Annotated in this window: 20 protein-coding genes and 1 tRNA gene; 15 read left to right on the forward strand and 6 right to left on the reverse strand. The window is 41.5% G+C overall.

The features are described 5' to 3' along the window. Nucleotides 1-9 precede the first annotated feature (9 nt). The 14 genes from J0X14_RS06320 to J0X14_RS06385 all read left to right on the forward strand — a co-directional run bounded on the left by J0X14_RS06320 (nt 10) and on the right by J0X14_RS06385 (nt 16,277). Nucleotides 10-5,028, forward strand: coding sequence for a gliding motility-associated C-terminal domain-containing protein (locus J0X14_RS06320; protein WP_207096923.1), 5,019 nt, complete (start codon nt 10-12; stop codon nt 5,026-5,028). A gap of 34 nt (nt 5,029-5,062) precedes the next feature. After that, complete coding sequence (locus J0X14_RS06325) at nt 5,063-5,953, forward strand: type IX secretion system membrane protein PorP/SprF (protein ID WP_207096924.1); 891 nt, start codon at nt 5,063-5,065, stop codon at nt 5,951-5,953. 145 nt (nt 5,954-6,098) lie between these two features. Next, nucleotides 6,099-6,761, forward strand: a complete 663-nt coding sequence (locus J0X14_RS06330; RefSeq protein WP_207096925.1) for a TetR/AcrR family transcriptional regulator — start codon at nt 6,099-6,101, stop codon at nt 6,759-6,761. A gap of 24 nt (nt 6,762-6,785) precedes the next feature. Further along, nucleotides 6,786-7,658 (forward strand): helix-turn-helix domain-containing protein, encoded by an 873-nt coding sequence (locus J0X14_RS06335; RefSeq protein ID WP_207096926.1) that lies wholly within the window; start codon nt 6,786-6,788, stop codon nt 7,656-7,658. A gap of 99 nt (nt 7,659-7,757) precedes the next feature. Further along, nucleotides 7,758-8,846: a class I SAM-dependent methyltransferase gene (locus J0X14_RS06340; protein WP_207096927.1), complete on the forward strand. Its 1,089-nt coding sequence runs from the start codon at nt 7,758-7,760 to the stop codon at nt 8,844-8,846. Continuing rightward, complete coding sequence (locus J0X14_RS06345) at nt 8,843-9,421, forward strand: hypothetical protein (RefSeq protein WP_207096928.1); 579 nt, start codon at nt 8,843-8,845, stop codon at nt 9,419-9,421. Before J0X14_RS06340 ends, J0X14_RS06345 begins: the two co-directional genes overlap by 4 nt. Nucleotides 9,422-9,481: 60 nt before the next feature. Beyond that, entirely contained in the window at nt 9,482-9,943 is a 462-nt protein-coding gene (locus J0X14_RS06350; RefSeq protein WP_207096929.1) for a GNAT family N-acetyltransferase, read from the forward strand. 11 nt (nt 9,944-9,954) lie between these two features. Further along, on the forward strand, nt 9,955-10,893 hold the full coding sequence (locus J0X14_RS06355; RefSeq protein WP_207096930.1) for an alpha/beta hydrolase family esterase: 939 nt from the start codon (nt 9,955-9,957) through the stop codon (nt 10,891-10,893). 423 nt (nt 10,894-11,316) lie between these two features. Beyond that, nucleotides 11,317-12,210, forward strand: a complete 894-nt coding sequence (locus J0X14_RS06360) for a sigma-70 family RNA polymerase sigma factor (RefSeq protein ID WP_207096931.1) — start codon at nt 11,317-11,319, stop codon at nt 12,208-12,210. Nucleotides 12,211-12,272: 62 nt separating this feature from the next. Continuing rightward, the gene (locus J0X14_RS06365) at nt 12,273-12,869 is read left to right on the forward strand and encodes an FMN-dependent NADH-azoreductase (protein WP_207096932.1); all 597 of its coding nucleotides are present in this window, start codon (nt 12,273-12,275) and stop codon (nt 12,867-12,869) included. Nucleotides 12,870-12,880: 11 nt separating this feature from the next. Then, nucleotides 12,881-13,411, forward strand: coding sequence for a cupin domain-containing protein (locus tag J0X14_RS06370; protein ID WP_207096933.1), 531 nt, complete (start codon nt 12,881-12,883; stop codon nt 13,409-13,411). Nucleotides 13,412-13,421: 10 nt separating this feature from the next. After that, nucleotides 13,422-14,168 carry a Rid family hydrolase gene (locus J0X14_RS06375; RefSeq protein ID WP_207096934.1) on the forward strand — a complete coding sequence of 249 codons (747 nt, stop codon included), beginning with the start codon at nt 13,422-13,424 and terminating at the stop codon, nt 14,166-14,168. A 119-nt stretch (nt 14,169-14,287) separates the two neighbouring features. After that, the gene (locus J0X14_RS06380; RefSeq protein ID WP_207096935.1) at nt 14,288-14,782 is read left to right on the forward strand and encodes a GNAT family N-acetyltransferase; all 495 of its coding nucleotides are present in this window, start codon (nt 14,288-14,290) and stop codon (nt 14,780-14,782) included. A gap of 193 nt (nt 14,783-14,975) precedes the next feature. After that, a complete protein-coding gene (locus J0X14_RS06385; RefSeq protein WP_207096936.1) occupies nt 14,976-16,277 on the forward strand; it encodes a mandelate racemase/muconate lactonizing enzyme family protein in 1,302 nt (433 codons plus the stop codon). Nucleotides 16,278-16,477: 200 nt separating this feature from the next. On the opposite strand, the gene J0X14_RS06390 is transcribed toward J0X14_RS06385, so the two are convergent. After that, nucleotides 16,478-16,551: transfer RNA gene (locus J0X14_RS06390), tRNA-Arg, on the reverse strand. Further along, nucleotides 16,529-16,786, reverse strand: a complete 258-nt coding sequence (locus J0X14_RS06395) for a GIY-YIG nuclease family protein (RefSeq protein ID WP_207096937.1) — start codon at nt 16,784-16,786, stop codon at nt 16,529-16,531. The genes J0X14_RS06390 and J0X14_RS06395 overlap by 23 nt, the downstream gene beginning before the upstream one ends. A gap of 125 nt (nt 16,787-16,911) precedes the next feature. On the opposite strand from J0X14_RS06395, the gene J0X14_RS06400 reads away from it, so the two are divergent. Continuing rightward, nucleotides 16,912-17,424, forward strand: coding sequence for an adenine phosphoribosyltransferase (locus J0X14_RS06400; protein WP_207096938.1), 513 nt, complete (start codon nt 16,912-16,914; stop codon nt 17,422-17,424). On the opposite strand, the gene J0X14_RS06405 is transcribed toward J0X14_RS06400, so the two are convergent. From J0X14_RS06405 to J0X14_RS06420, 4 genes are all read right to left on the reverse strand, one after another. Continuing rightward, a complete protein-coding gene (locus J0X14_RS06405) occupies nt 17,421-17,567 on the reverse strand; it encodes an SsrA-binding protein (protein WP_207096939.1) in 147 nt (48 codons plus the stop codon). The two genes, J0X14_RS06400 and J0X14_RS06405, sit on opposite strands and share 4 nt — an antisense overlap. A 101-nt stretch (nt 17,568-17,668) precedes the next feature. Continuing rightward, nucleotides 17,669-19,408 carry a DUF885 domain-containing protein gene (locus J0X14_RS06410; RefSeq protein ID WP_207097504.1) on the reverse strand — a complete coding sequence of 580 codons (1,740 nt, stop codon included), beginning with the start codon at nt 19,406-19,408 and terminating at the stop codon, nt 17,669-17,671. A gap of 624 nt (nt 19,409-20,032) precedes the next feature. After that, nucleotides 20,033-21,679, reverse strand: a complete 1,647-nt coding sequence (locus tag J0X14_RS06415) for a M56 family metallopeptidase (protein ID WP_207096940.1) — start codon at nt 21,677-21,679, stop codon at nt 20,033-20,035. After that, nucleotides 21,680-22,039, reverse strand: a complete 360-nt coding sequence (locus J0X14_RS06420; protein WP_207096941.1) for a BlaI/MecI/CopY family transcriptional regulator — start codon at nt 22,037-22,039, stop codon at nt 21,680-21,682. Nucleotides 22,040-22,049: the final 10 nt, after the last annotated feature.

A 22,049-nucleotide genomic window follows, 5' to 3' on the forward strand; every position in this document is an offset into this window, starting at 1 on the left:
CAACCCATCATGAAACAGAATTTTATAAACATTCTATCACTTTTTGCACTATTTCTGCTGTTTGGAACCGTCCAGGCCCAAACGGTGGATATGACCGTGCAACAAGGACCCAATGTTGACGTAATGGTGACCGTAGGGTCGGCCAACCTTGACTTATCCACCTTTGAGGCCGATTTGGAACAAGCCATGCACCTTAAAGGAATCCCTTTAGGGAAACTACGAGTGGAAGCTTTTCAAAGAAGCTCCATCTCTTCCGATCAAGCAGATGCCAGCGATATTTTCAACAGCTGGAACAAGATGAATTTTAACGGAACTGAGCCACCAGTGCATTCCTCATATACAGGGGATTACTTCACTTTTGATTCTGGAACCAACCGAATCATAGCTGATTTTGTGGGCCGTTATAATGGTTATGGCTATGCAATGTACGACCCTACGGGTGATATTGCAGATGGTTCCATTTCTGCAACTTGGGGATTAACAGGAGCACCTTATGTACACGGTGAGGTAGGCTTTATTTTTAGAAAGGTCGATAATCAAAACTTTTATGCCTATATCATCGACAACCATACCGCTTGTGGAAACGTGAGTGGTTATGGAACTGATGGTGACCCAGCTGAAGCCATCATAAAAATCGAGAACGGCGTTAAAACCGTTTTGGCATTGAATACCAATAGTGGTAATTCCGGTACCGCAACCTATGGTTGGAATGGAAATCGCGCCGATATGTTTGACGCGTATTATGATGGTCAGACCATTGACTTTAAGATTGAAATGAGTGGTGACGATATCAAGATTTCAAGAAAAGGAGGTGGTGGAAACGCCGGAACCGATTGGATAGAGTCATTCAACATTTCTGATGCTACCTTTTCCGAAGGGAGTTATGGTTTTTATGTACACGAGCAATCTGGTGCCTACTTCAAGGATATCAATATTGAAAAATTGGAATTACGTGCCTTTAAAGATGTACTTCGTGAACCCCAATGGAGAAACAGTGCATTGCGTTTCAATGTAAACTTGGACGACCTTGAGGTTGCTGATTTTGATAATGATGAGGATTTATCTGAAATTTTGATGCGTACCATCAATGAGGATATCCATTACATTGGTTGGGGTACCAATACCAATGAGACCCAATTTGAACGTTTTATTACCCAGAACAACAACCAAGGTACTTTTATCAATAGGGATGCTGGAAGTTGGTCCACTTGGATTGACGATATGGCCCAGTACATTTATGAGCAGTACCAATTTGGTACCGTAAGTGCTGGGGAGTTTTTCATAGCAGGAACTTCAGTTGAAATTGACGTAGACCCAGCACAGCTGAAAAACAATACCGCCAATGCGAGCTACCCCAGTGGTCGTTGGAAAATAACCCATGATGAAACCTATTTTGAAAACAATACAGGTCGCGTTTCATGGAGTGGGCTGTTCCTGGAAGATGTACCCGAGTATTACGAGAAGCCCGGTAAATATACCTTCACCTTTGAAGAGATGCCTACGGCGCCAACTACCTTGTATTTCCACCGTAAGCCAGTAGCAAGTTTCACCTATAGTGGTGATACAGGTTTTATCAACAACACCTCCTATGACTTGGATGGTGGTGCAAATGATGGAATTAACCAATCCGAATGGAAATGGAAAGCGGTGGATGCTGCTTCCACCAATGACTGGATTGATGGACAGTTCGACAAAAACGCTGTTTCCGATGGTCAATATTTGGTGATGCTTCGCGTTCAGGACCACCAAGGTACCTGGAGTAGTCCGACCAGTATCTATGTGGAAAAAACAGCTGCAACTGGTGGATCTACAGATTTACCGATTGCACAGTTCAATATTCTTCCAGATAAACTTAATACGTATACAGGGAATATGACCATTGTCATCGAAGATAATTCCGTTGATCCTTATGGTAGAACCTTATCAACCCAAGAATGGATTGTTACCCAACGTACTTATGATGGTGACGGGGACCCGACAGATACAGAGATTTACAATGCCTCGACCCCGATGACCGATTTTTCAGCCTATAATAACCTATCCGCTGATTATATCATAAGACTTAGAACACAGACCGATACAGGAGTTTGGTCCGAACCTTTCTATCGCACATTGACCATTGTTGATGATGATACGCTGCCAACAATCACAGCAAATCCGGCCAACGGAAGTTTGGATACGGATACTGATATCCAATTGGTCTTCCAAGATGAGAATGGAGGCAGTGGTTTTGACGTACAACGTTATGCCAAAGTGCAAAGTGCCACCCCACCAGCCACGGATAGTGCTGCTTGGACGTCTTGGAGCAATAGTCAATCCAAAACAACAACATTTAATACAGGTGGTTCAGGGTGGTATATCCATGCAGAGGTAAAAGATAATGCGGGCAATGTGGGCACTGCTTCTTTCGGGCCTTACGACATTACACTTGTGGTAAGTGCGGATGATGACTTGGCCATTTTGGATGAGGATACCCCATCTGACCCTATCGATGTACTGTACAATGACGTTTACGATACCGGGGTTACTCCAACGGTGACCATCACCGCACAGGGTACCAAAGGTACAGCAGTAGTTAATGGAAGCAACCAAGTGGTCTATACCCCAAATGCCAACGAAAATGGGACGGACACCGTTACCTATGAGTTGGATGATCAAGGTCAAAAAGTGACAGCCAATATTACACTTTCCATTTTGCCTTCGGACGATGCGCCAGTTGCAAATGCGGATAGTTTCAATTTGGATGAAAACGCCACCTTAAACGAGGATGTTTCCACCAACGATGTAGAAATTGATGGCGATGATTTAGAATACCACATTATCACAAATCCATCGCATGCTGCTTCCTTTACGTTCAATACAGATGGTACCTTTTCTTATGAGCATGATGGTGATGAGTCTGGAACGGACAGTTTTACCTACAATTTTGAAGATGCTGTTTCTTTCTCTTCAACGGTAACAGTTTCTTTCAGTATCAACAACGTGAATGATGCTCCAGAAGGAGATAACATTGCGGTGGATGTGATTCAAGATGCTGGATACGTCTTTGCCGCAAGCGATTTTACGTTTGCCGATGATGACCCCAGTGATGCCTTCAACGGAATTCAGGTTATTTCACTTCCATCTAAAGGAATATTGGAATACAACGGCAACCCCGTGTCTATAAATCAAATGATTGATGATGTGACCCTATTGGTATACACCACGGCTAGTGGTGAGTATGGTGCAAACTATACTTCCTTTTCTTTCAAGGTAAAAGATGGAGACGATGCATTGAGTGGCACAACCTACAGTGCAAACATTACCGCAGCTCAAGATACTGATGGTGATGGAATCCCAGATGATACCGATGACGATGATGATGGTGATGGTGCTCCAGATGACGAAGATGCCTTTCCAAAGGATTCGACAGAGGACACCGATACCGATGGTGACGGAACTGGGGACAATGCAGATGATGATGACGATGGTGATGGCACTTTGGATATCAATGACGATTTTCCAAAAGACCCAGCCGAAGACACCGATACCGATGGTGACGGGACAGGCGACAACGCAGATGACGATGATGACGGCGATGGTACGTTGGACGTCAATGATGATTTCCCAAAAGATCCATCCGAGGATACCGATACCGATGGTGACGGAACCGGGGACAATTTTGATGATGACGATGACGATGATGGCACTTTAGACGTGAATGACGATTTTCCAAAAGACCCAACCGAAGACACCGATACCGATGGTGACGGAACCGGTGACAATGCAGACGATGATGACGATGGTGATGGCACTTTGGATGTCAATGACGATTTCCCAAAAGACCCTACCGAGGATACTGATACCGATAATGATGGGACCGGTGACAACGCCGATGACGATGACGATGGTGATGGTACGTTGGACGTGAATGACGATTTCCCGAGAGACCCATCTGAGGACACCGATACCGACAACGATGGGACCGGTGACAATGCAGATGACGATGACGATGGAGATGGCACGTTGGATATCAATGACGATTTTCCAAAAGACCCTACCGAGGATACCGATACCGATGGTGACGGGACAGGTGACAATGCAGATGACGATGACGATGGCGACGGTACATTGGACATCAATGACGATTTCCCAAAAGACCCTGCTGAGGATACCGATACTGACAATGATGGAACCGGTGATAACGCTGATGATGATGACGATGGAGATGGCACGTTGGACGTGAATGACGATTTTCCAAAAGACCCAGCCGAAGATACCGATACGGATAACGACGGTGTTGGGGACAATGCAGATAATGATGCTGACAATGATGGCACTCCGGATGATGAGGATGCATTTCCATTAGATCCAAACGAAGATGCCGATGTGGACGGTGATGGCGTTGGCGACAATGCTGATGATGACGATGATAATGACGGTGTTACTGATATCGACAACGATGGTGATGGTCTTGGCGACAACGTTGACACCGATGATGACAACGATGGCATTCCTGATGATCAGGATGCATTCCCAACAGATTTTACTGAGGATACTGATACCGATGGTGATGGCATTGGTGATAATACTGATACCGATGATGATGCAGATGGGTATCCCGATGAACTGGAAATAGAGCAGGGAACAGACCCAACCGATGCTTCAAGTATTCCTGTGGATACGGATGGAGATGGTATTCCTGACAGTTTGGATGACGATGATGACAACGATGGCGTTGTCGATGGTGAGGATGCATTCCCAACGAGTGATGAACCTACCTTGGTTCCAGCTCAGGCCTTTACGCCCAATGGAGACGGTAATAATGATGCTTGGATTATCCCAGGGATTGATAATTACCCCAACAACAGGGTATCGGTCTACAACCGATGGGGCCATGAAGTGTTTGCAACGCAATCCTATCGTAACAACTGGGAAGGATTCTACAAGAGCAGGAATGAAAAACTTCCGGCTGGATCATACCTGTACATCATTGACCTAGGCGATGGAAGTGCCCCGATACAAGGCTGGATTTTCATCAATTATTAAAAATCAACAAGACAAAAAACGCAATACAAAAGACATGAATTTCATTAACAAATTTCAGATACTGATAGCGGTTTTGGTGCTGTCCTTTTCGGGCAAGGCCCAACAGGACCCCAACTATACCTTTTACCGCTATAACATGAACATCTACAATCCGGCTTTTGCAGGAAGCTCAGAAGCAGCCGAGTTCTCATTGGGAATTCGGAGTCAGTGGGCCGGAGTGGAAGGTGCACCGGAAAGCCAGAGTGCCATTTTTGGAATGCCGGTAGGTAGAAATGTGGGACTTGGCGTGTCCATCCTCAACGATCGTACCTTCATTGAGCAACAAACCTGGATGGCCATTGACGTATCCTACTTCATTGATTTGGATGAGGAGCATCGTCTGTATTTCGGTATCAAGGGAAGTGCAAACTCCTATGACGCCAATACAGATGGTTTGGTCACCTACGGTGTAGGGCAGGATGGAGCACTTTCAAATTATGAAAGTCGTTTTACGCCCAATGTGGGTGCAGGAGTGTATTTAAAGCATGATCGGTACTTTGTGTCGCTATCAGCGCCAAAGCTCCTTACCCCAGACCGTATGCAGGAACAAAACGGTAATGCGTATCTGGGTACGGACCGCAGACATGCTTACCTCAGTGGGGGGTATACTTTCCTATTGGGTAAGGCCTTGGACCTGAAAACTATGGGGATGTTCCGATATGTGGATGCATCTCCGATGTCCTTGGAATTAACCGGTATTTTGGATTTTGGGGAACGTTTTGAATTTGGGGCCTCTTATCGATTTGATGAGAGTATCAGCGGATTGTTCCTTTTTAACATCAGCAATGGTTTTAATTTGGGTTATGCCTATGAGACCGCATTGCAAAGTTCCATTGATGGGTTAGATCACAACACCCATGAATTGTTCATGCGGTTAAAAATGTAGGTTTAATTCACAATTTGTTTGGAAAGCCATAATCCGCTTTTAAAGACGCCCCATTTTGGGGCGTTTTTTTTTGACAGCTTGAAGTTATTTTAGGTCATATGTACTAAATTAGGTCAAGTTTACTAATTTTTTGTACATTTGAACCATGATTGATACAAGAGAACGTATTTTAAGAAGTGCTTTGAAATTGTTTAACAAGTATGGTACTTCCAATGTAACCTTGCGTACTATAGCCAAGGATCTTGGAATTAGCCAGGGGAACCTGAATTATCATTTCAAAAAAAGAGAGGATATCATCAACGAACTGTATCAAAGACTGGTAAATGATATTGATGAAATCATGTTAAGCAATCAACAAAAGGAGGTAAGCTTAAAATTGTTGTTTGATGTATCTGAAGTGGTAACCACCAATTTTTATCGATATCGTTTTATCTTGTTGAATTTCACTGAAGTAATGTTGGAGCACCGTCCCATCAGAAATCATTTTCGGGATATGGTAAAATTGAGGGAAGAGCAAATGACAGCTTTGTTCAGTGCCTTTGTGGAAAAAGGCTTAATGCACAATGAACAATATCCCAATCAATTTCAAAACCTCTGCAGACGATTTCAAATTTTAGGCGACTTCTGGATGTCTTCTGCCAAGGTAATTCATCCCAAAGGACTCACCAAAAAGTCCATTCAAGAGTATAGCGGTCTGCTATTGGAGGCCATATATCCCTACCTAACTTCGGTTGGGCAGGAAGAGTTTAAGCAACACTATAACAAATCAACCCTTGAGAACCCAAAAAAGACAACCGTATCATTTTAGGGGGGCAATTTTAACAACAATGTCATGATCAATTTCTATCAAACCTTAAAAGCTCTGGACATTTATAAAAAGGTCATTGTTCGCGATTTACTTTGTGTGGAATACAAATGCTTTTTGGAGGATACAACGTTCAAATTCTGGACAGAGGTGGGGTGTTTGGTGTTCTGCACTTCAGGAAAGAAAATATACAGCTCCAAAAACCAAGACCTTACAGTAACAAAAGGGGCTACTTTCTTCATGAAAAAAGGAGCCTATACTGGGGAAAGCTTTTTTGAGGAAGATTATTGCGCCCTAATGCTTTTTTTGCCAGAAAGCTATGTCAATCATTTTTTGACCAAGTACGATTATATTAAAGTAAACGACCAAGGCAATTCACAAGTCCTGGATTCTTCGGAAAACCTTATTGCCCTGCCACAAGATTCAACCTTGGAGGCCTTCTTTTTTACCATACTCAATTATTTTGCAAATATGTTGGTGATAAACAAGGAACTATTGGAGGTTAAGTTTGATGAATTACTGTTGAACTTATTTACACAGCCAGAGTATACCTCACTTTCAACCTATTTGTTGCAATTGGTGGGCGACGAAAGGATTGGAATCCGACAGGTGATGGAAGAGAATTATGCGAGCTCATTAAAGCTCCCTGAATATGCCGAATTGTGTAATATGAGCCTATCAACCTTTAAACGCGAATTTCCCAAAGTGTACAAAACATCCCCGGGAAGATGGTTGCTAAATAGAAAACTGCAACTATCCAAAAAACTGTTGGGCAATTCAAATTTGCACATCAATGAGATAGCCTTTAGATGTGGGTTTGAAAATACATCACATTTTATTAGAACTTTTAAAAAATACCAAGACACAACCCCTTCAAAATATCGTCTTTTATTGAATTAATTGCCTCTGACCTTATTTGTCTATTCTTTGGGCCAATATGAAAATTGAAGCCCTGGGAACCCCTCTAAGTTTGCACATATAATCAATAAAAAATAAGTTATGTGTAATTCTTGTTTACCCAGAATTCCCAGTGATGCCCATAAAATGGAAGCTTTCGCTGGACAAATGATGTCAGTAATCAACAATGCTGCATTGGGGAATATGATATCCATTGGGCACAGAACCCGATTGTTCGATGTGATGGATACCATGGAACCCGCAACATCAGCTGAAATTGCAACCTGTGCCGGTTTAAGCGAGCGGTATGTAAGGGAGTGGTTGGGTGCCTTGGTTTGTGGCAAAATAGTTGAGTATGAGCCAGAGGGCAAGACCTATCTGTTGCCCGCCGAAAATGCCTTTTTCCTCACCCGAAAATCAAAGGAAAAAAACATGGCCGCAATTGCATCCATCCTGCCAGTTTGGTCCAGTGTTGAGGATAAGATTGTGGACTGTTTTGAAAATGGAGGTGGTGTTCCCTACTCCGAATATGGTAGGTTTTATCAAGTTATGGGTGAAATCAGCAACGCCAATGTGGGCAATAACCTTATTGACAATATCCTTACGCAGAAACCAAAACAAATGGAAGCCCTTACCAACGGCATTGATGTGTTGGATGTTGGGTGCGGTGACGGGAAAATTTTGATGGAACTCGCCAAGAATTTCCCCAATAGTCGTTTTGTGGGTATCGACCTTTGTCCTGAGCCGATACAGAGTGCCCAAACCAGGGCAACAATGTCAGGACTGGAGAACATCAACTTTTTTGAAGCTGATATTCTAGAGTATCAATTCGATAAACACTTTGATTTGATCACAACTTTTGATGTGATACACGACTTGGCTTTTCCAGATAAGGTACTGGCTAAAATAAATGCTTTGCTCAAGGCAAATACAGGCCAATATTTGATGATGGATATCAACGCTTCTTCAAATTTGGAAAACAATGAAGAACATCCGTTGGCACCCTTTCTTTATACCGCCTCCACGTTGCATTGCATGTCAGTATCCCTAGCGCAGGGAGGTATGGGGCTTGGCACCGTATGGGGTGTTGAAAAGGCCAAAGAAATGCTTGCAGAAGCTGGTTTCTCAAGCGTGGCCATAGAAAACTACCAACATGATATGATGAACAATTATTATTTCTGCACAAAATGAAAAAGATAGTATTTAAACTTTTAGCACTTACATTCAGTTTAATGGCTCTAATGTCATGTAGCGATGACGACTACAATGGAGATGTCATTGGCGAAGACCCCACAATTCCCTTAATGTTCGGTATCAATGCAAAAGGGACAGTAACGGGTAAAATGGTCGAAAACTACGAGTTGCCCGGAACTGATTTAACCGTATCAGGTAACGCCTTTGAAATGACCATGTTCAATCCTGCGACCGATGAAGCCATAGGCACCGTAATCGATATCAATGTAGATGCCCAGACCTTTGAAGATGGCAGCATGTTCGGTGAAAATTATACCGTGTTTCTATTTGAAGATTCGCAAAACAGTTCCTTGGTTCTGCACAACCTAATTGAAATGATACCCGCACCACCCGCCAATATGAATGCTTTCATAAAAAGGGAGAACACTTTGGATAATGTGGTAGGGGGTACCGGCATCTATTCCAGCTTTGTTGGCGGGTCAACGCTAAACGCCTCGTTGGACATGAAGGACTTTGCCGAAAACAAGGTAGGTTTTGATTGTTTGTATGGATTTACAAAGATGCTCCACTAGAACAAATTTCAAATTTAGCGTAGGGTTTTATAAAACCCTACGCTCTTTAAAAGTCATGGTATGAAAGTCACTCTTACAACTGTTTTGACATCAACCCAAAAACAAGACCTTTTTAGGATATGGAATGCGGAATATTTTCAAAGTATTACCTATACGCAAATTGAAGATTTTGAGGACTATTTGGCTAAGCTTTCGAATAAAAGATATCTACTGCTCTTAAAAGAGAACCACCTAATAGGCTGTTGTGTAAAATATAGGAAGGACAATGCTAGTTGGTTTTTTATCCTGTTGGATTCAAAACTCCAAGGGAAAGGGCTTGGATCTAAACTCTTGGATAAAGCTAAAGAGGATGAAATGGTATTGAATGGCTGGGTAATACCACACGACGATTATCTTAAAAATACAGGAGAACCCTATAAATCACCATTGGGGTTCTATCAGAAGAATGGTTTTGAGGTTCATTACAAGGAACGTCTTGAACTGGACCAATTTGTGGCTGTAAAAATTCAATGGAAAAAATAGGAACAACAAAAATGAAAAAATATACTTTAAAATACATTCAGTGGCTTTTGGTTCTTGCTATGCCGCTGATACTGAATGCGCAAAAATCACAGGTGGATTCACTAGAAATCTATGATAGAATTCGCTCATATACCTACACCCAACCAAAGCAAAATGGAGGTAAGGTAAGAATCATTTTTGCACTTCATGGCTCTGGCATGAGTATGGGTTTTATGGAACAGGTGGTAGGCACCCAATTTAATGCATTGGCCTATCAGCAGGAGCAGACCATCATGGTCTACCCAGAGGGTTTTAGTGGAAATTGGAACGATTGTAGGGCAAAAGCAACCTATCCTGCCAAAAAGCAACAGATTGATGATGTGAAGTTTCTTTTAAAAATAATTGAGAGGTTAAAGAACCAATACCAGTTCCAAGAAACCGAGGTTTTTGCTGTTGGGTATTCCAATGGGGGGCACATGTGCTTTAAACTGGCCAAAAAGATTCCAAGTGAATTTAAGGGCTTTGCCATAGTGGGGGCCAACCTTCCCATTTCCGTCAATGATGACTGTACAAGTAGCAACGAAGCGGTATCCATTTTACTGATAAATGGCACTGCAGACCCAATAAATCCTTATCAAGGGGGTGAAGTATGGGCAGGAGACGGACAAACCCGTGGAAAGGTTGTATCTGCCCATGAAACCCGCGATTATTGGTTGGACTTGTTGAAGGGAGAACCAAGTTTGGAATCAGAAATCAAATATGAGGATATATATCCACAGGATAATTCAAGAGTAGTTCAAAGAACCTATTCCACATCTGAATCAACTAAAAGAGTGTCAACCGTGGAGGTCATAAATGGAGGCCATCACTTTGCTAATCCAGATTTTGAAGAGTGGCCGGAATACTTGGGCAATCTGAATAGGGATGTGAACCTTCCAAAAATCATCATGACTTTCTTTGATACCCTTTGAGATTAAAGCAGTCTTTTATTGGAATACAAAAACTCATGGACTCAGAAAAAAGCCTCACTTTACTAAATAGGAAAAGGTCTGAAATAGAAAATCAGGAAGGCACCAATGATTCAAGATGGAGGGGCATTCATGATACTGTGCATAACAGGCCTTTTAGTGGGATATTTTTTTTGAAAACAGGATACTAAAAATCCACCCATAAGTTGTTTAAACCATAGCACAATTATCTTGAAACAAAATCTATTATTGGGTATTGTTTCCTAAAGCAACAAAGGCTTTTTGTACATTGATTAATGGACCAATCAGGATATCCTTAATTTTGATTTCAAAAATTTTAGGGAAGGTTGTCACATAAGTGAGTTTTCAATTGTCAGTAACATAGGGAAGGCCCATGGCTTTTCCCCATGATTTCAAATACATGCCATGACAAAGTCCATTTTTTCCAAGTTGCTTACCTACTCTTATAATATTGTGGGGTCTTTTGAGGATGCCCATGATGTTGTGCAGGATGCTATGGAAAAATATATCACACTGGACAAATCCAAAGTAGAGAACGAGGTTAATTACCTCATAAAAATGGTAATCAATCTTTCCATAAACTTTAAGAATAGGAGCAAGAAATTTTCCAAATATGGGATTTGGCTGCCAGAACCCATAACAACTGAGTCGGCGGATGCCCCATTGATAAAGGAACAAGTGGCCAATTATTCCCTAATGGTACTTTTTGAGGAGCTCAACCCCAAAGAAAGGGCTGTATTTATTCTAAGGGAAGGGTTCGACTATGGGCACGGGGATATTGCCGATGTTCTTAACGTATCCAAAGACAATAGCAGACAATTATATGTAAGGGCCAAAAAAAAGTTGAAGAACCAATCTTTTAAAAAAGAATTGCCTGCTAAAGATAGCCTAAATCCCTATGTTGAGGCCTTAATGGCCGCCGATACCGATACGTTGGAGTCTCTCTTTGCCGAAGATATTTGTTTGATGGCAGATGGTGGCAACTCGGTTAAAGTGGTCACTAAAATCACCGAGGGAAAACAAAGAACCGCAGAATTACTTCAGTATGTGTATGGCATGTTCTTGGATGGCAAAGAACGCTCCTTTACCTACATCAACCATCAACCCGCCCTATGGTTTAAGACCAATAATAGAATAATGAGCTGTATTGTGTTCAATTTTAATGAACAGAACAAGTTGTCCGCAATCTATTCCATTGTGGATCCCGAAAAATTAAGGAACCTTCACCAACCCAAAGGAGTTGTGGCCAACCAGCATATTGCAAAATTGTTGGCCTATCTGGATAGGCACATCAACTGAAAATCTCTAATTGTTGTCACGTAAAGGCTTCTTCATTTGTCTATTAAGCAAAACGAAGAAGTATGAAAACACTTTTAAGAATTGATTCAAGTTTTAACTTGGAGGATTCCTTCAGTAGAAAAGCAGCAGACCATTACGAAGCTGTATGGAAGGAACATCATCCCGAATCGAAGGTAGTCTATCGGGATTTGGAAAAGTTTGAGATGCCGCACCTTACGCAATCTGTTTTTTCTGCATTCAATACTACCGAAGCGGATGAAAACGGCCTGCACATATCCAATGTGTTGATTGATGAATTGGAATCAGCAGACACAGTATTGATAAGCTCGCCGGTGTATAATTATTCCACCCCCAGCACCTTAAAAGCCTATATTGATCATGTAGTGCGCATCAACAGGACTTTTGGCTATGATCCGGAAAACTATACCCGAAAAGGATTGCTTACGGGGAAAGATGCAGCTGTAATCGTGTCTAGGGGAGGCATGCCCATAAATGGAGAATCTCCCGATGGTGTGGAAGGATATCTTCAGGGGGTCTTGAATTTTATCGGCATTGTTGAGGTGAATATTTTTTCAATTCATGGTACCGCGCATGAAGGTTCCGCAAACCGATTTAGATCTGCAAAGGAACAAATATCACAATGCTTCAATGGAAATTGAAAATGAATATCATGGAAGAAAATTATCTTGAAGATACGTTGGCGGACAATTCCAAAATTATCCATCCGGATGAAGGAGAGAAAATGGAGTTGGGCAGCGGGTCATTCACATGTAAGGTGACCAGCAATCTCACTAACGACCAGTTGGGCATTTACGAGATTGTCCTGCAACCCAAGACCATTGGGGCAAATTTGCACTACCATAGGTTTATGGATGAAACTTTTATAGTAACTGAAGGTACGTTAACAGTGATGCATGGCACTGAAATGAAGCAGCTTTCAAAAGGAGCGGTGGTTTTCGTCCCCAGATTTACTCCACATGGATTTAAAAATGATTCTGATGCAATAGTTAAGTTGATGCTTGTTTTTAATCCTTCAATGAAAAGGGAAGGGTTCTTTAAAGGCTTACATCAGATATTGGGTGAAGACCCGATAGATCCTGAAAAATATCAAAAACTGTATAACAAGTATGATAGTTTTCCGGTGGACTCAAACCAATTGGAACTGACAAAAGAGTCGCTCCCAAATCACAATAAAAACTAAAAAAACACCAATGAAAAAACAACATATTACCTCTGGATCAACTTTTGAAGAACAAATTGGATATTCAAGAGCTTTGGTGCATGGGGATTGGATTTTTGTTTCGGGAACCACCGGATTTGATTATGAAACGATGACCATATCCGATGATGTAGTGGTTCAGGCCGATCAGTGTATTAGAAACATCCAAAGCGCCCTTCACCAGGCAGATGCTAAATTGGAAGATGTGGTCAGGATTACCTATATCCTTCCAAATGCAAGCGATTTTGAAGCGTGCTGGCCCATATTGAGAAAATACTTTGGTACATCCAAGCCGGCCGCAACAATGATTGCCGCAGGACTTTCGGACCCAAGAATGAAAATTGAAATACAGGTAACCGCAGTAAAACAAACCAACATGCAATCCGAAGAAGTAATGGAAACCCTCAATGCCTTTATAAAAGGAGGTGATACAAGTGATGTTGAACTTTTGGCCAGCACCTTGCATAAGAACTACCGAAATGTGCAATCTGGTTTTTTTGCCAAAAAGGGAATCTTTCATTTAGATAAGGATGAATACATTGGTTTGATCAAGGAAGGAACCTTTGGGGGGATTCCCAGAACCATGGAAGTAATCCATTTGGAGGTTTTGGGCGATTTGGCCTATGCAAGGGTGCGGTTAAAAAGCAAAGAATTACAATTTGAATCCTTGATAGTCTTGGTCAAGGAAGGCCCTAAATGGTGGCTTTTGGGCAATTACCCCAGCATTGTAAATGCATAGATAGAGCTCCTTTAGAATAGATATGGGTTTAAAAATGCTTGGAATCCTCTTGTTCAATGGATTTTGCAGGTTTTTCCTTTAATTTGGTTTACAATAAGGGAACCTAGTTATTTTAAGGAATGATCAACATCGTACCAGTAAAATTAAAAGCAAATATTGGTGTAGTGGCCGATCTGGCGCGGACCATTTGGACCGAACATTACACGCCTATCATCGGATTGGGACAGGTGAACTATATGTTGGATAAGTTTCAGTCGGCCAAAGCGATTCAAGATCAATTGGAAAAGGGAATTGCGTATTACCTACTCCAACTTAAAGATGAGTTTGTCGGATATTTTTCTTATAGTATTAATGAGGATGTTCTCTTTTTGAGCAAGTTGTACGTCTTAAAATCTGCAAGGGGAAACGGAGTGGCCAAAGCGGGTCTTTCCTTTATGCAATCGCAAGCCAAAGAGCTTGATCTTGCCAAAATTAGGTTGACTGTAAACAAGTATAATTCAGACTCCATTGCCGCCTATGAAAAAATGGGATTTAGTAATGTGGATTCCATTATACAGGATATTGGCGGTGGCTATGTAATGGATGATTATGTTCTGGAGCGAAAACTCGATTAATTTGGAATTGCTGCCTATCCCTGTCCCTATGTATTGAAAATCAGAAAGCTACAAAATCGAAAAGCAAGCTTTATGATTTACTACCTTTCTCAATCTGTTCGTGACCGCATGCTTGCATTCCATTGAAAATCTATTTTCATTTTTAGTATATTTAGTTGTTGACAAATCAAAATCGAAATCAAAATCAAAATCAATGAAATTATTTTCTTCGTCCGTAGGCAAAAAGACGTCGCGCCGTTCTTTTTTGTCCAGGACCACTTTGGGTATTAGCGGCGCCATGCTGGCCACCTCCTATAATGGGCTGGCCACCTCTATTCAAAAAACGCCAAAATCATCAGCACCGTCCGATCTTAAAATCACGGCGGTGAAATGCGGGTTTATTCGCAATGAGCACAGCCTTTTTGTGAAGATCTATACCAACCAAGATATCGTTGGTCATGGTCAAGGTGTTGATGGAGTTTACGGAACATACCACGTCGTGCATCACTTGGCTAAAAACCACTTGATTGGTCAAAACCCTTTGAACATTAACCGACTTCAAGAAGAAATGCGCAGGGGAGGTCTTTTTAAAGGAGCCCAAGCCGGCATGTACGTCTGTGTAATGACAGCCTTGGAAACCGCTTTGTGGGACTTGGTGGGCAAGGCTTTGGGGTTGCCCGTTTACCAATTAATGGGCGGCAAATTTCGGGATAAGATTCGAGTTTACTGTGATACAGCGGGAAGTCGGCTTGAGCCACAAGAGATGGGTAGAAGAGCAAAGGAAGATGTGGATAAATACGGATTTACTGCCGTAAAATTTGATATAGACGACCGTCAGGACCCCAATAAATTGGATCCGTACAACTGGAGTGTAAGCATTCCGGAATTAAGACGTATGGAAGCCCAAATTGCTGCGGTTCGGGAGGCAGTGGGCGAAGACATTGATATTTGTGTGGACTGCCATGGTAGATTTGATGAAGCTTCGGGCATGAAAATCGCCAAAGCTTTGGAGCCCTACAATCTTATGTGGTTGGAAGAACCAGTGCCTGCTGAGGTTCCAGAGTCGTATGCACGTATTCGAGAATCGACTACCACTCCGATTTGTGGTGGTGAAAACTGGTACTTGACCTATGGGTTTAGGCATCCTTTTGAAATTGGAGCTGTAGACATTATTATGCCAGATCTTCAAAAATGTGGAGGTTTGGGCGAAGGGTTGCGGATAGCCAATATGGCCAATACCTATAATACGCCTTTTGCACCGCACATGGTCGCTTCCTATCTTGGTGCCGTATCTTCGGCACATGTCTGTGCGGCCGTACCCAACTTCCTTATCCTTGAATGGCAGATTTACTTCCATGAAAATGAAATGTATAAGGATATTGTCACTTTTGAAGGTGATGATTTTTTAACCAAGGACGGATACATACCACTACCGGATAAACCTGGACTTGGGGTGGAGATCAATGAGGAAGCTATGCGAAAATATGCTTCTCCTGGGATACCTTTTTTTGAATAGTATTTTCGTAATGGAAGACTAGGTTTGGCCAAAAACTGCAAAAACCTTGCAATCTCATAGATTTTGCAAGGTTTTTTGCGTTTGTTTGGACGGGGAGAGGCAGGATTGATTCACATCCTTGGCGCTACGCGCTGAAAATCAAAAACCCTCAAAATCAAAAAAGCAAGCTTTATGATTTTGCTTGCTTTTCGATTTATTCGTGACCGCGGCAGGATTCAAACCTGCAACCTTCTGAGCCGTAATCAGATGCGCTATTCAGTTGCGCCACGCGGCCTAATATGTAATTTTCTCCACTTTCTTCCAGCAGCCGATTTCAAGTACTTTTCTCTTCTTCGGGCCTCTGTTAGAGTTTCGAAACTTTCTTTATGAACCATCTCCCAAGGAATAAAGGCCTTGGTCGATTGGGTTTTTCCATTGTTGTGTTCCTTCAGCCGTCTGTCAATATCTGCGGAAAAACCAACATAATATTTTTTAAATTCTCGACTGTACAGCACATAAACAAAGAACATCAAAATGTCATTTTTGCTCCCCGTCCGAATGTGCCCTTCGGCACGGGCGGGCACGCGGCCTTAACAGGGGTGCAAATATATTTCTTTTTACCTTTACTACAAAACCACCTCATCTAAAAATATATATGGATTTTGCTGCCTACGTCCGTGATATAGAAGACTTTCCAAAGCAAGGGGTAATCTTTAAGGATATTACTCCACTTTTAAATAATCCCGAAGCCCTCAAAAAAACTTGCGATGCCCTATTGGGTTTTACCACAAATATGAAAATTGATAAGGTGGTGGGTGTAGATAGTAGGGGTTTTATTTTTGCCCCAATGCTAGCGGAACGACTCAACGCGGGTTTTGTTCCAGTACGGAAAAAAGGAAAGCTGCCATACAAAACGTTTTCCGAGGCCTATGAACTGGAATATGGTTCAGAAATTCTCGAGATTCATACCGACGCCATCAAGAAAGGAGAGAAGGTGTTGATCCATGATGATGTTCTGGCAACGGGAGGAACTGCCAGCGCAGTTTGCAAGCTGGTTGAAAAACTAGGAGGAGAAGTGGTCCAGTGCAATTTCTTGATCGAACTCACTTTTTTGAATGGCACAGAGAAGCTCAACGGGTATCAAATAGAAGCTTTATTGCAATATTAACTGTCCAATGCCCTAGTGGTGACATAATACCGCCATCCTATAATGGCCAATTGTAACCTAGATGCTTTGGCCAGATCCAACCCCCGCTTGGTATAGGAGGGAAGTAGGGCTTTATTGATTTTGGCAAGAATCTTATAGAGCATGGTTCATGGGTTGGTCTTTACAAATATAACCAACTTACAACGAACCATTGTCTTGTTGATAAGTACAAAAAGGGACCATCACTGATGGCCCCTTTTTAAATTTATTTGCTGGCCTCAATCCAGTCGTCAATTTTGTCTTCAAGCAGCGCCAAGGGCACACATCCTGGTTCCAATACTTGGTTATGGAACTGTCCGATATCAAACTTGTCACCAAGCGACTCTTCCGCTTTTTTGCGCAATTCGCGAATCTTCAACTGTCCAATTTTATAGGATAGGGCCTGTCCCGGATTGGCCATATAGCGTTCAATTTCAGAAATGATACTGGCCTCGGGCTCGGCTTCGTTATCCAAGGAATATTGAATGGCCTCCTCGCGGGTCCATCCTTTGGAATGCAATCCCGTATCCACTACCAATCGAACGGCACGGTGCATCTCTGCACCCAGCATACCAAAATATTGATAAGGGTCGGTATATAACCCTAATTCTTTGCCCAAAGATTCAGTATAAAGGGCCCAACCCTCACCATAACCGCTATACCAAAGGGTCTTTCTAAATTGCGGCAATTCCTCATTTTCTTGCATCAACGAAATCTGGTAGTGATGTCCCGGAATGGCCTCGTGCAAAAACAGGGATTCATCCGAATAGATATTGTATTGTGACGCATCAGGAATTGGCACATAAAAAACACCGGGACGGGTACCATCCAACGAACCTGGATTATATTCCGCACTTGCTGATTTTTCACGGAACGCCTCTGTCCTTCGAACCACAAAAGGGGTTTTAGGTTTGTTGTCGAACAACTTTTCCAATTGTGGTTTCATCCTTTCATGGATTTCATTAAAATGTGCGATTACTTGCTCAGCCTCACTAAAAGGCATGAGTTCTTCATTGCTACGCACATAATCGAAAAACGCCTTTAAATCCCCCTCAAAACCAACCTCTTCTTTTATTTTCTCCATTTCGGAACGAATACGGGCCACTTCGCTCAATCCCAGTTCGTGGATTTCAGCGGCAGTCATATTGGTAGTGGTATATTTTTTAATTTGATGGGCATAATATGCATCGCCATTGGGTTCACCTTGAATGCCGCTGGATTCCCGTCCGGCATCGAGATAATCACCGCTCATGAATGCATGTAGTTTGGTATAGGCCGGAACAATTTTGTTGGCGATCATATCTGAATACGCCTCGGTAAGCATAGCTTTCTCTTCGTCGGTAAAATCAGCAGGCATATTTTGTATGGGCTGATAGAACAAGTGCTTCTCCACATCTTCCTCCATTTGGGATTCTAACTGGGGCAGTACTTTTACGATCAATGATTTTGGAAGTACATGTCCTTTTTCCATACCTTCCTTCATCTTATCCTCCGTACTGGAAAGCCACTCCAAATACTCCTCCACACGTTTCATCCAATTTTGATAGTCCTCAACGGTTTCGAAAGGTTGTGCACTGGCTCCACTGGCCAATTGCCCTATAAATAAATTTTGGGACCACATTTGATCAATGGGGGTGAGGTCCGCATTGTAGTTGAACTCTGCCAAATTAATGTCGCATTCCCAGGCCAAAATGGCTTTGCTCATCTGTTCACTTTCAGTGAGTGTTTCGTCTGGAAATTCAGAAAGTTTTTGCTTATAGCTTTCGGAATAGGCCTTATTTTCCGTTTTGTAGGCATCGGAAAGTATGTTGGGAAATGAATCATCATACCTGTGATCGCCAGCCAAGGTCGCCGAGATTGGGTTCAGCTTTAGGCCATCTTCATAATAGTTGTTCAATACGGCCTCAAATTCCGCATTATGGGTGGGCATTTCCTCTTTTTTGGATTCTTGTTTGCATGCGCCCATAAAAACTAGGCCGACAAGCAAAATTGTTATTTTTTTCACTTTTTTAGGTTTGATTTGTTACAGGTGTAAAGTAACTAAATCAAAGCTACAAGCCATAATTCGAGTGCTAAAGTTTTAATAAAATGAAAAGCTACTTAATGAAGTAAGGTAATCGACTGTAAAAATGGATAAAATCCTCATGGGTTACATAAGAATGGTTTCTATGAGCTGTATCAGCAAAAACACTAGAAACTTAACAATGGAAATCATGGTTTGTTTGATTTTAATGGTTACAAATTGAAGCTGTAAACCGGTTTTGTTTTTTGAAGATAAAATGATAAACTTCATGTTTACAAGTATTTACCCTGAAATCTATGCAATTGCATACAAGATTGTAGCTTTTTAAACGAGTTACCGCTTGAATTTTTTAATGCTCCCTTGGATGAAGTTTAAAAGTGTAATATTAAACGACTATATCTATTTCAATTTGTAATAATTGTAGGGGTTTTTTGGAGGTGTTTTTGAAAACCAAGGGAGCTTTCATTTAAAAAAGGGCCTTTTTGGGCAATCTCGTTTCAGCGAAGGACATAAAAAAGGCCAACCTTTTGTGATTGACCTGATCTTTTTTTTTACGTTTTTTGGGAATCAATTCTTCTTTTTAGTGGTGATTTCAATCACACCATTAATACCCTTTCTTCCATATTTTTTTTCCGCCGATTCATCTTTTAAAACATTCATGCTTTCAATTTCTTCGGGTTCCAATCCAAGATCGTTGATATTGGCGTTTGGATGTTCCTTGCCATCGATAACTATCAAAGGTTTATCGCCCGATGAAGATCGTATGGCAACACTGTTGTTTGAACCGCCTTTAAATTTTTTGGTAGTAACTTCAACAACACCGTTCTTTCCCTTTGTGCCATACTTCTCTGTGGCCATTTCATCTTTCAGGACATTTATGTTTTTAATTTCTCCTGGAGCTATTTCAAGATTGTCTATATTGGCGTCTTTTTTTATAATTCCATCTATGACAACCAATGGTTTTTCTTGGGAAGAATTCCGAGGGCTTATAGATACAGTTCGTTTTTGTGACGTGGGAGCACGGCTGTCTACGGAAAGGTTATTCATGCCATCATAATCCTCCTTATTGTCGGCCACAAATACACCACCTCCTTTTAGAGTACCAAAATAACATTGTGAAAAAGGAACAGTGCTTGTAAATTGGCCGGTACCATGGTTAACAATTTTAAACTCCAACGCTACAATATCGCCCTTGGTGTTTCTTTTTAGGGAATGGGTGAATGAACCACCTTTTTGTTCAATGGAATTTTTAATTTCTGCAATTTCAGCGTCGGTTGAATTTTTTTTTATCGAATAGCTATCTTGAAGCTGACTATTATCCGAAGCATAATCAACAATTTTTACTTGTTTTACTTGCGCTATGGTTGTGGTTTGAAAACTGAGAATGAAACCAACCAAGAAGGGGAGAACAATTCCAAACTTCCACACCCTACTTTTCTTTGACTTTTGTTTGTTTAACATGACTATTCGTTTTTTGATTATTGAATTATAAAATGAATTTGAAAAATACGGGTGCGTAGCGTCCACAACGGTCTTCAACATTAAATTTTGATACCCAATTCTATCCCGCCCGGATTGTAACGCACCTCGGTCTGCAATAAACTCAAGATTGTGTTCCACATTGCTCTTGTAAAGCCAAATAAAGGGGTTGAACCATTGAAGGAGGATTACGGTATGTATCAATAGAATGTCCAAGGTATGAAGGCCTTTGATATGCACGCGCTCGTGGGTGACAATGGTATCAAAATCTGATTTGGTCAGTGTTTCCGGATTATATATCAAGTAGTTGAAAAATGAGAAAGGGGTCGTGTTTTTCTGGGTTTCAACAAGATTAATACCACCTTCTTTCTGGCAGTCTCCCTTTGCAACAATTCGTTTTAAGGATAGGAGGTTTATTATCAGACGAATAAATAGAAAGGCTGCTCCCAAACCATAAACTATGAATAGGATGGCCATCCAATGGACTGTTGAGACATTATCCGTACCTGTTTCAAGTTGACTAGTACCACTATTGAAAGGCAGCATAATGGGCTCTATCCATACAATTTCCTTGATACTTACGAGAGGAATTAAGAAAGACAAAACCAAACCGGATAGAAGGAATACCCGATTTGCATTGAAGAATGTTTCTTTTTTCAGGAAAACTACATAACAGAACCAGAAAAGTGTTGAGATTCCAGCTGACCTCAGGATGTAGAGTAAAAAATCTTCCATTTATTTGTTTTTTTCAATGAGTTCAAGAATTTCCCGAAGTTCTTCAGCAGAAATTTTCTCTTCCTTGGCAAAAAAAGAGACTAGGTTTTTATAAGAGTTATCGTAATAATCCATTATGGTGGAATTGATAAACTTTTTGCGATATGCCTCCTTTGTCACCAAGGGATAATATCGATGGGTGTTCCCAAAAGCCTCGTGGCCTACATAATCTTTTTCCTCAAGATTCCGTACAATGGTAGATAAGGTGTTATAATGTGGTTTTTCACCAGAAAGTTCACCCATAATTTCTTTGACAAATGCTTTTTCCAAACGCCAAAGTATTTTCATCACTTCTTCCTCCTTATTGGTCAATTTTTGCATGACAATGATT

This window comes from Allomuricauda sp. CAU 1633, from assembly GCF_017313225.1.
GTDB lineage: Bacteria > Bacteroidota > Bacteroidia > Flavobacteriales > Flavobacteriaceae > Flagellimonas.

Excerpts from the sequence above, each read along its gene's own strand:
- J0X14_RS06320 (WP_207096923.1), top strand. The coding sequence starts at position 10 with ATGAAACAGAATTTTATAAACATTCTATCACTTTTTGCACTATTTCTG.
- J0X14_RS06325 (WP_207096924.1), top strand. The coding sequence starts at position 5,063 with ATGAATTTCATTAACAAATTTCAGATACTGATAGCGGTTTTGGTGCTG.
- J0X14_RS06330 (WP_207096925.1), top strand. The coding sequence starts at position 6,099 with ATGATTGATACAAGAGAACGTATTTTAAGAAGTGCTTTGAAATTGTTT.
- J0X14_RS06335 (WP_207096926.1), top strand. The coding sequence starts at position 6,786 with ATGATCAATTTCTATCAAACCTTAAAAGCTCTGGACATTTATAAAAAG.
- J0X14_RS06340 (WP_207096927.1), top strand. The coding sequence starts at position 7,758 with ATGTGTAATTCTTGTTTACCCAGAATTCCCAGTGATGCCCATAAAATG.
- J0X14_RS06345 (WP_207096928.1), top strand. The coding sequence starts at position 8,843 with ATGAAAAAGATAGTATTTAAACTTTTAGCACTTACATTCAGTTTAATG.
- J0X14_RS06350 (WP_207096929.1), top strand. The coding sequence starts at position 9,482 with ATGAAAGTCACTCTTACAACTGTTTTGACATCAACCCAAAAACAAGAC.
- J0X14_RS06355 (WP_207096930.1), top strand. The coding sequence starts at position 9,955 with ATGAAAAAATATACTTTAAAATACATTCAGTGGCTTTTGGTTCTTGCT.
- J0X14_RS06360 (WP_207096931.1), top strand. The coding sequence starts at position 11,317 with ATGACAAAGTCCATTTTTTCCAAGTTGCTTACCTACTCTTATAATATT.
- J0X14_RS06365 (WP_207096932.1), top strand. The coding sequence starts at position 12,273 with ATGAAAACACTTTTAAGAATTGATTCAAGTTTTAACTTGGAGGATTCC.
- J0X14_RS06370 (WP_207096933.1), top strand. The coding sequence starts at position 12,881 with ATGGAAGAAAATTATCTTGAAGATACGTTGGCGGACAATTCCAAAATT.
- J0X14_RS06375 (WP_207096934.1), top strand. The coding sequence starts at position 13,422 with ATGAAAAAACAACATATTACCTCTGGATCAACTTTTGAAGAACAAATT.
- J0X14_RS06380 (WP_207096935.1), top strand. The coding sequence starts at position 14,288 with ATGATCAACATCGTACCAGTAAAATTAAAAGCAAATATTGGTGTAGTG.
- J0X14_RS06385 (WP_207096936.1), top strand. The coding sequence starts at position 14,976 with ATGAAATTATTTTCTTCGTCCGTAGGCAAAAAGACGTCGCGCCGTTCT.
- J0X14_RS06395 (WP_207096937.1), bottom strand. The coding sequence starts at position 16,786 with ATGTTCTTTGTTTATGTGCTGTACAGTCGAGAATTTAAAAAATATTAT.
- J0X14_RS06400 (WP_207096938.1), top strand. The coding sequence starts at position 16,912 with ATGGATTTTGCTGCCTACGTCCGTGATATAGAAGACTTTCCAAAGCAA.
- J0X14_RS06405 (WP_207096939.1), bottom strand. The coding sequence starts at position 17,567 with ATGCTCTATAAGATTCTTGCCAAAATCAATAAAGCCCTACTTCCCTCC.
- J0X14_RS06410 (WP_207097504.1), bottom strand. The coding sequence starts at position 19,408 with ATGGGCGCATGCAAACAAGAATCCAAAAAAGAGGAAATGCCCACCCAT.
- J0X14_RS06415 (WP_207096940.1), bottom strand. The coding sequence starts at position 21,679 with ATGGAAGATTTTTTACTCTACATCCTGAGGTCAGCTGGAATCTCAACA.
- J0X14_RS06420 (WP_207096941.1), bottom strand. The coding sequence starts at position 22,039 with ATGCAAAAATTGACCAATAAGGAGGAAGAAGTGATGAAAATACTTTGG.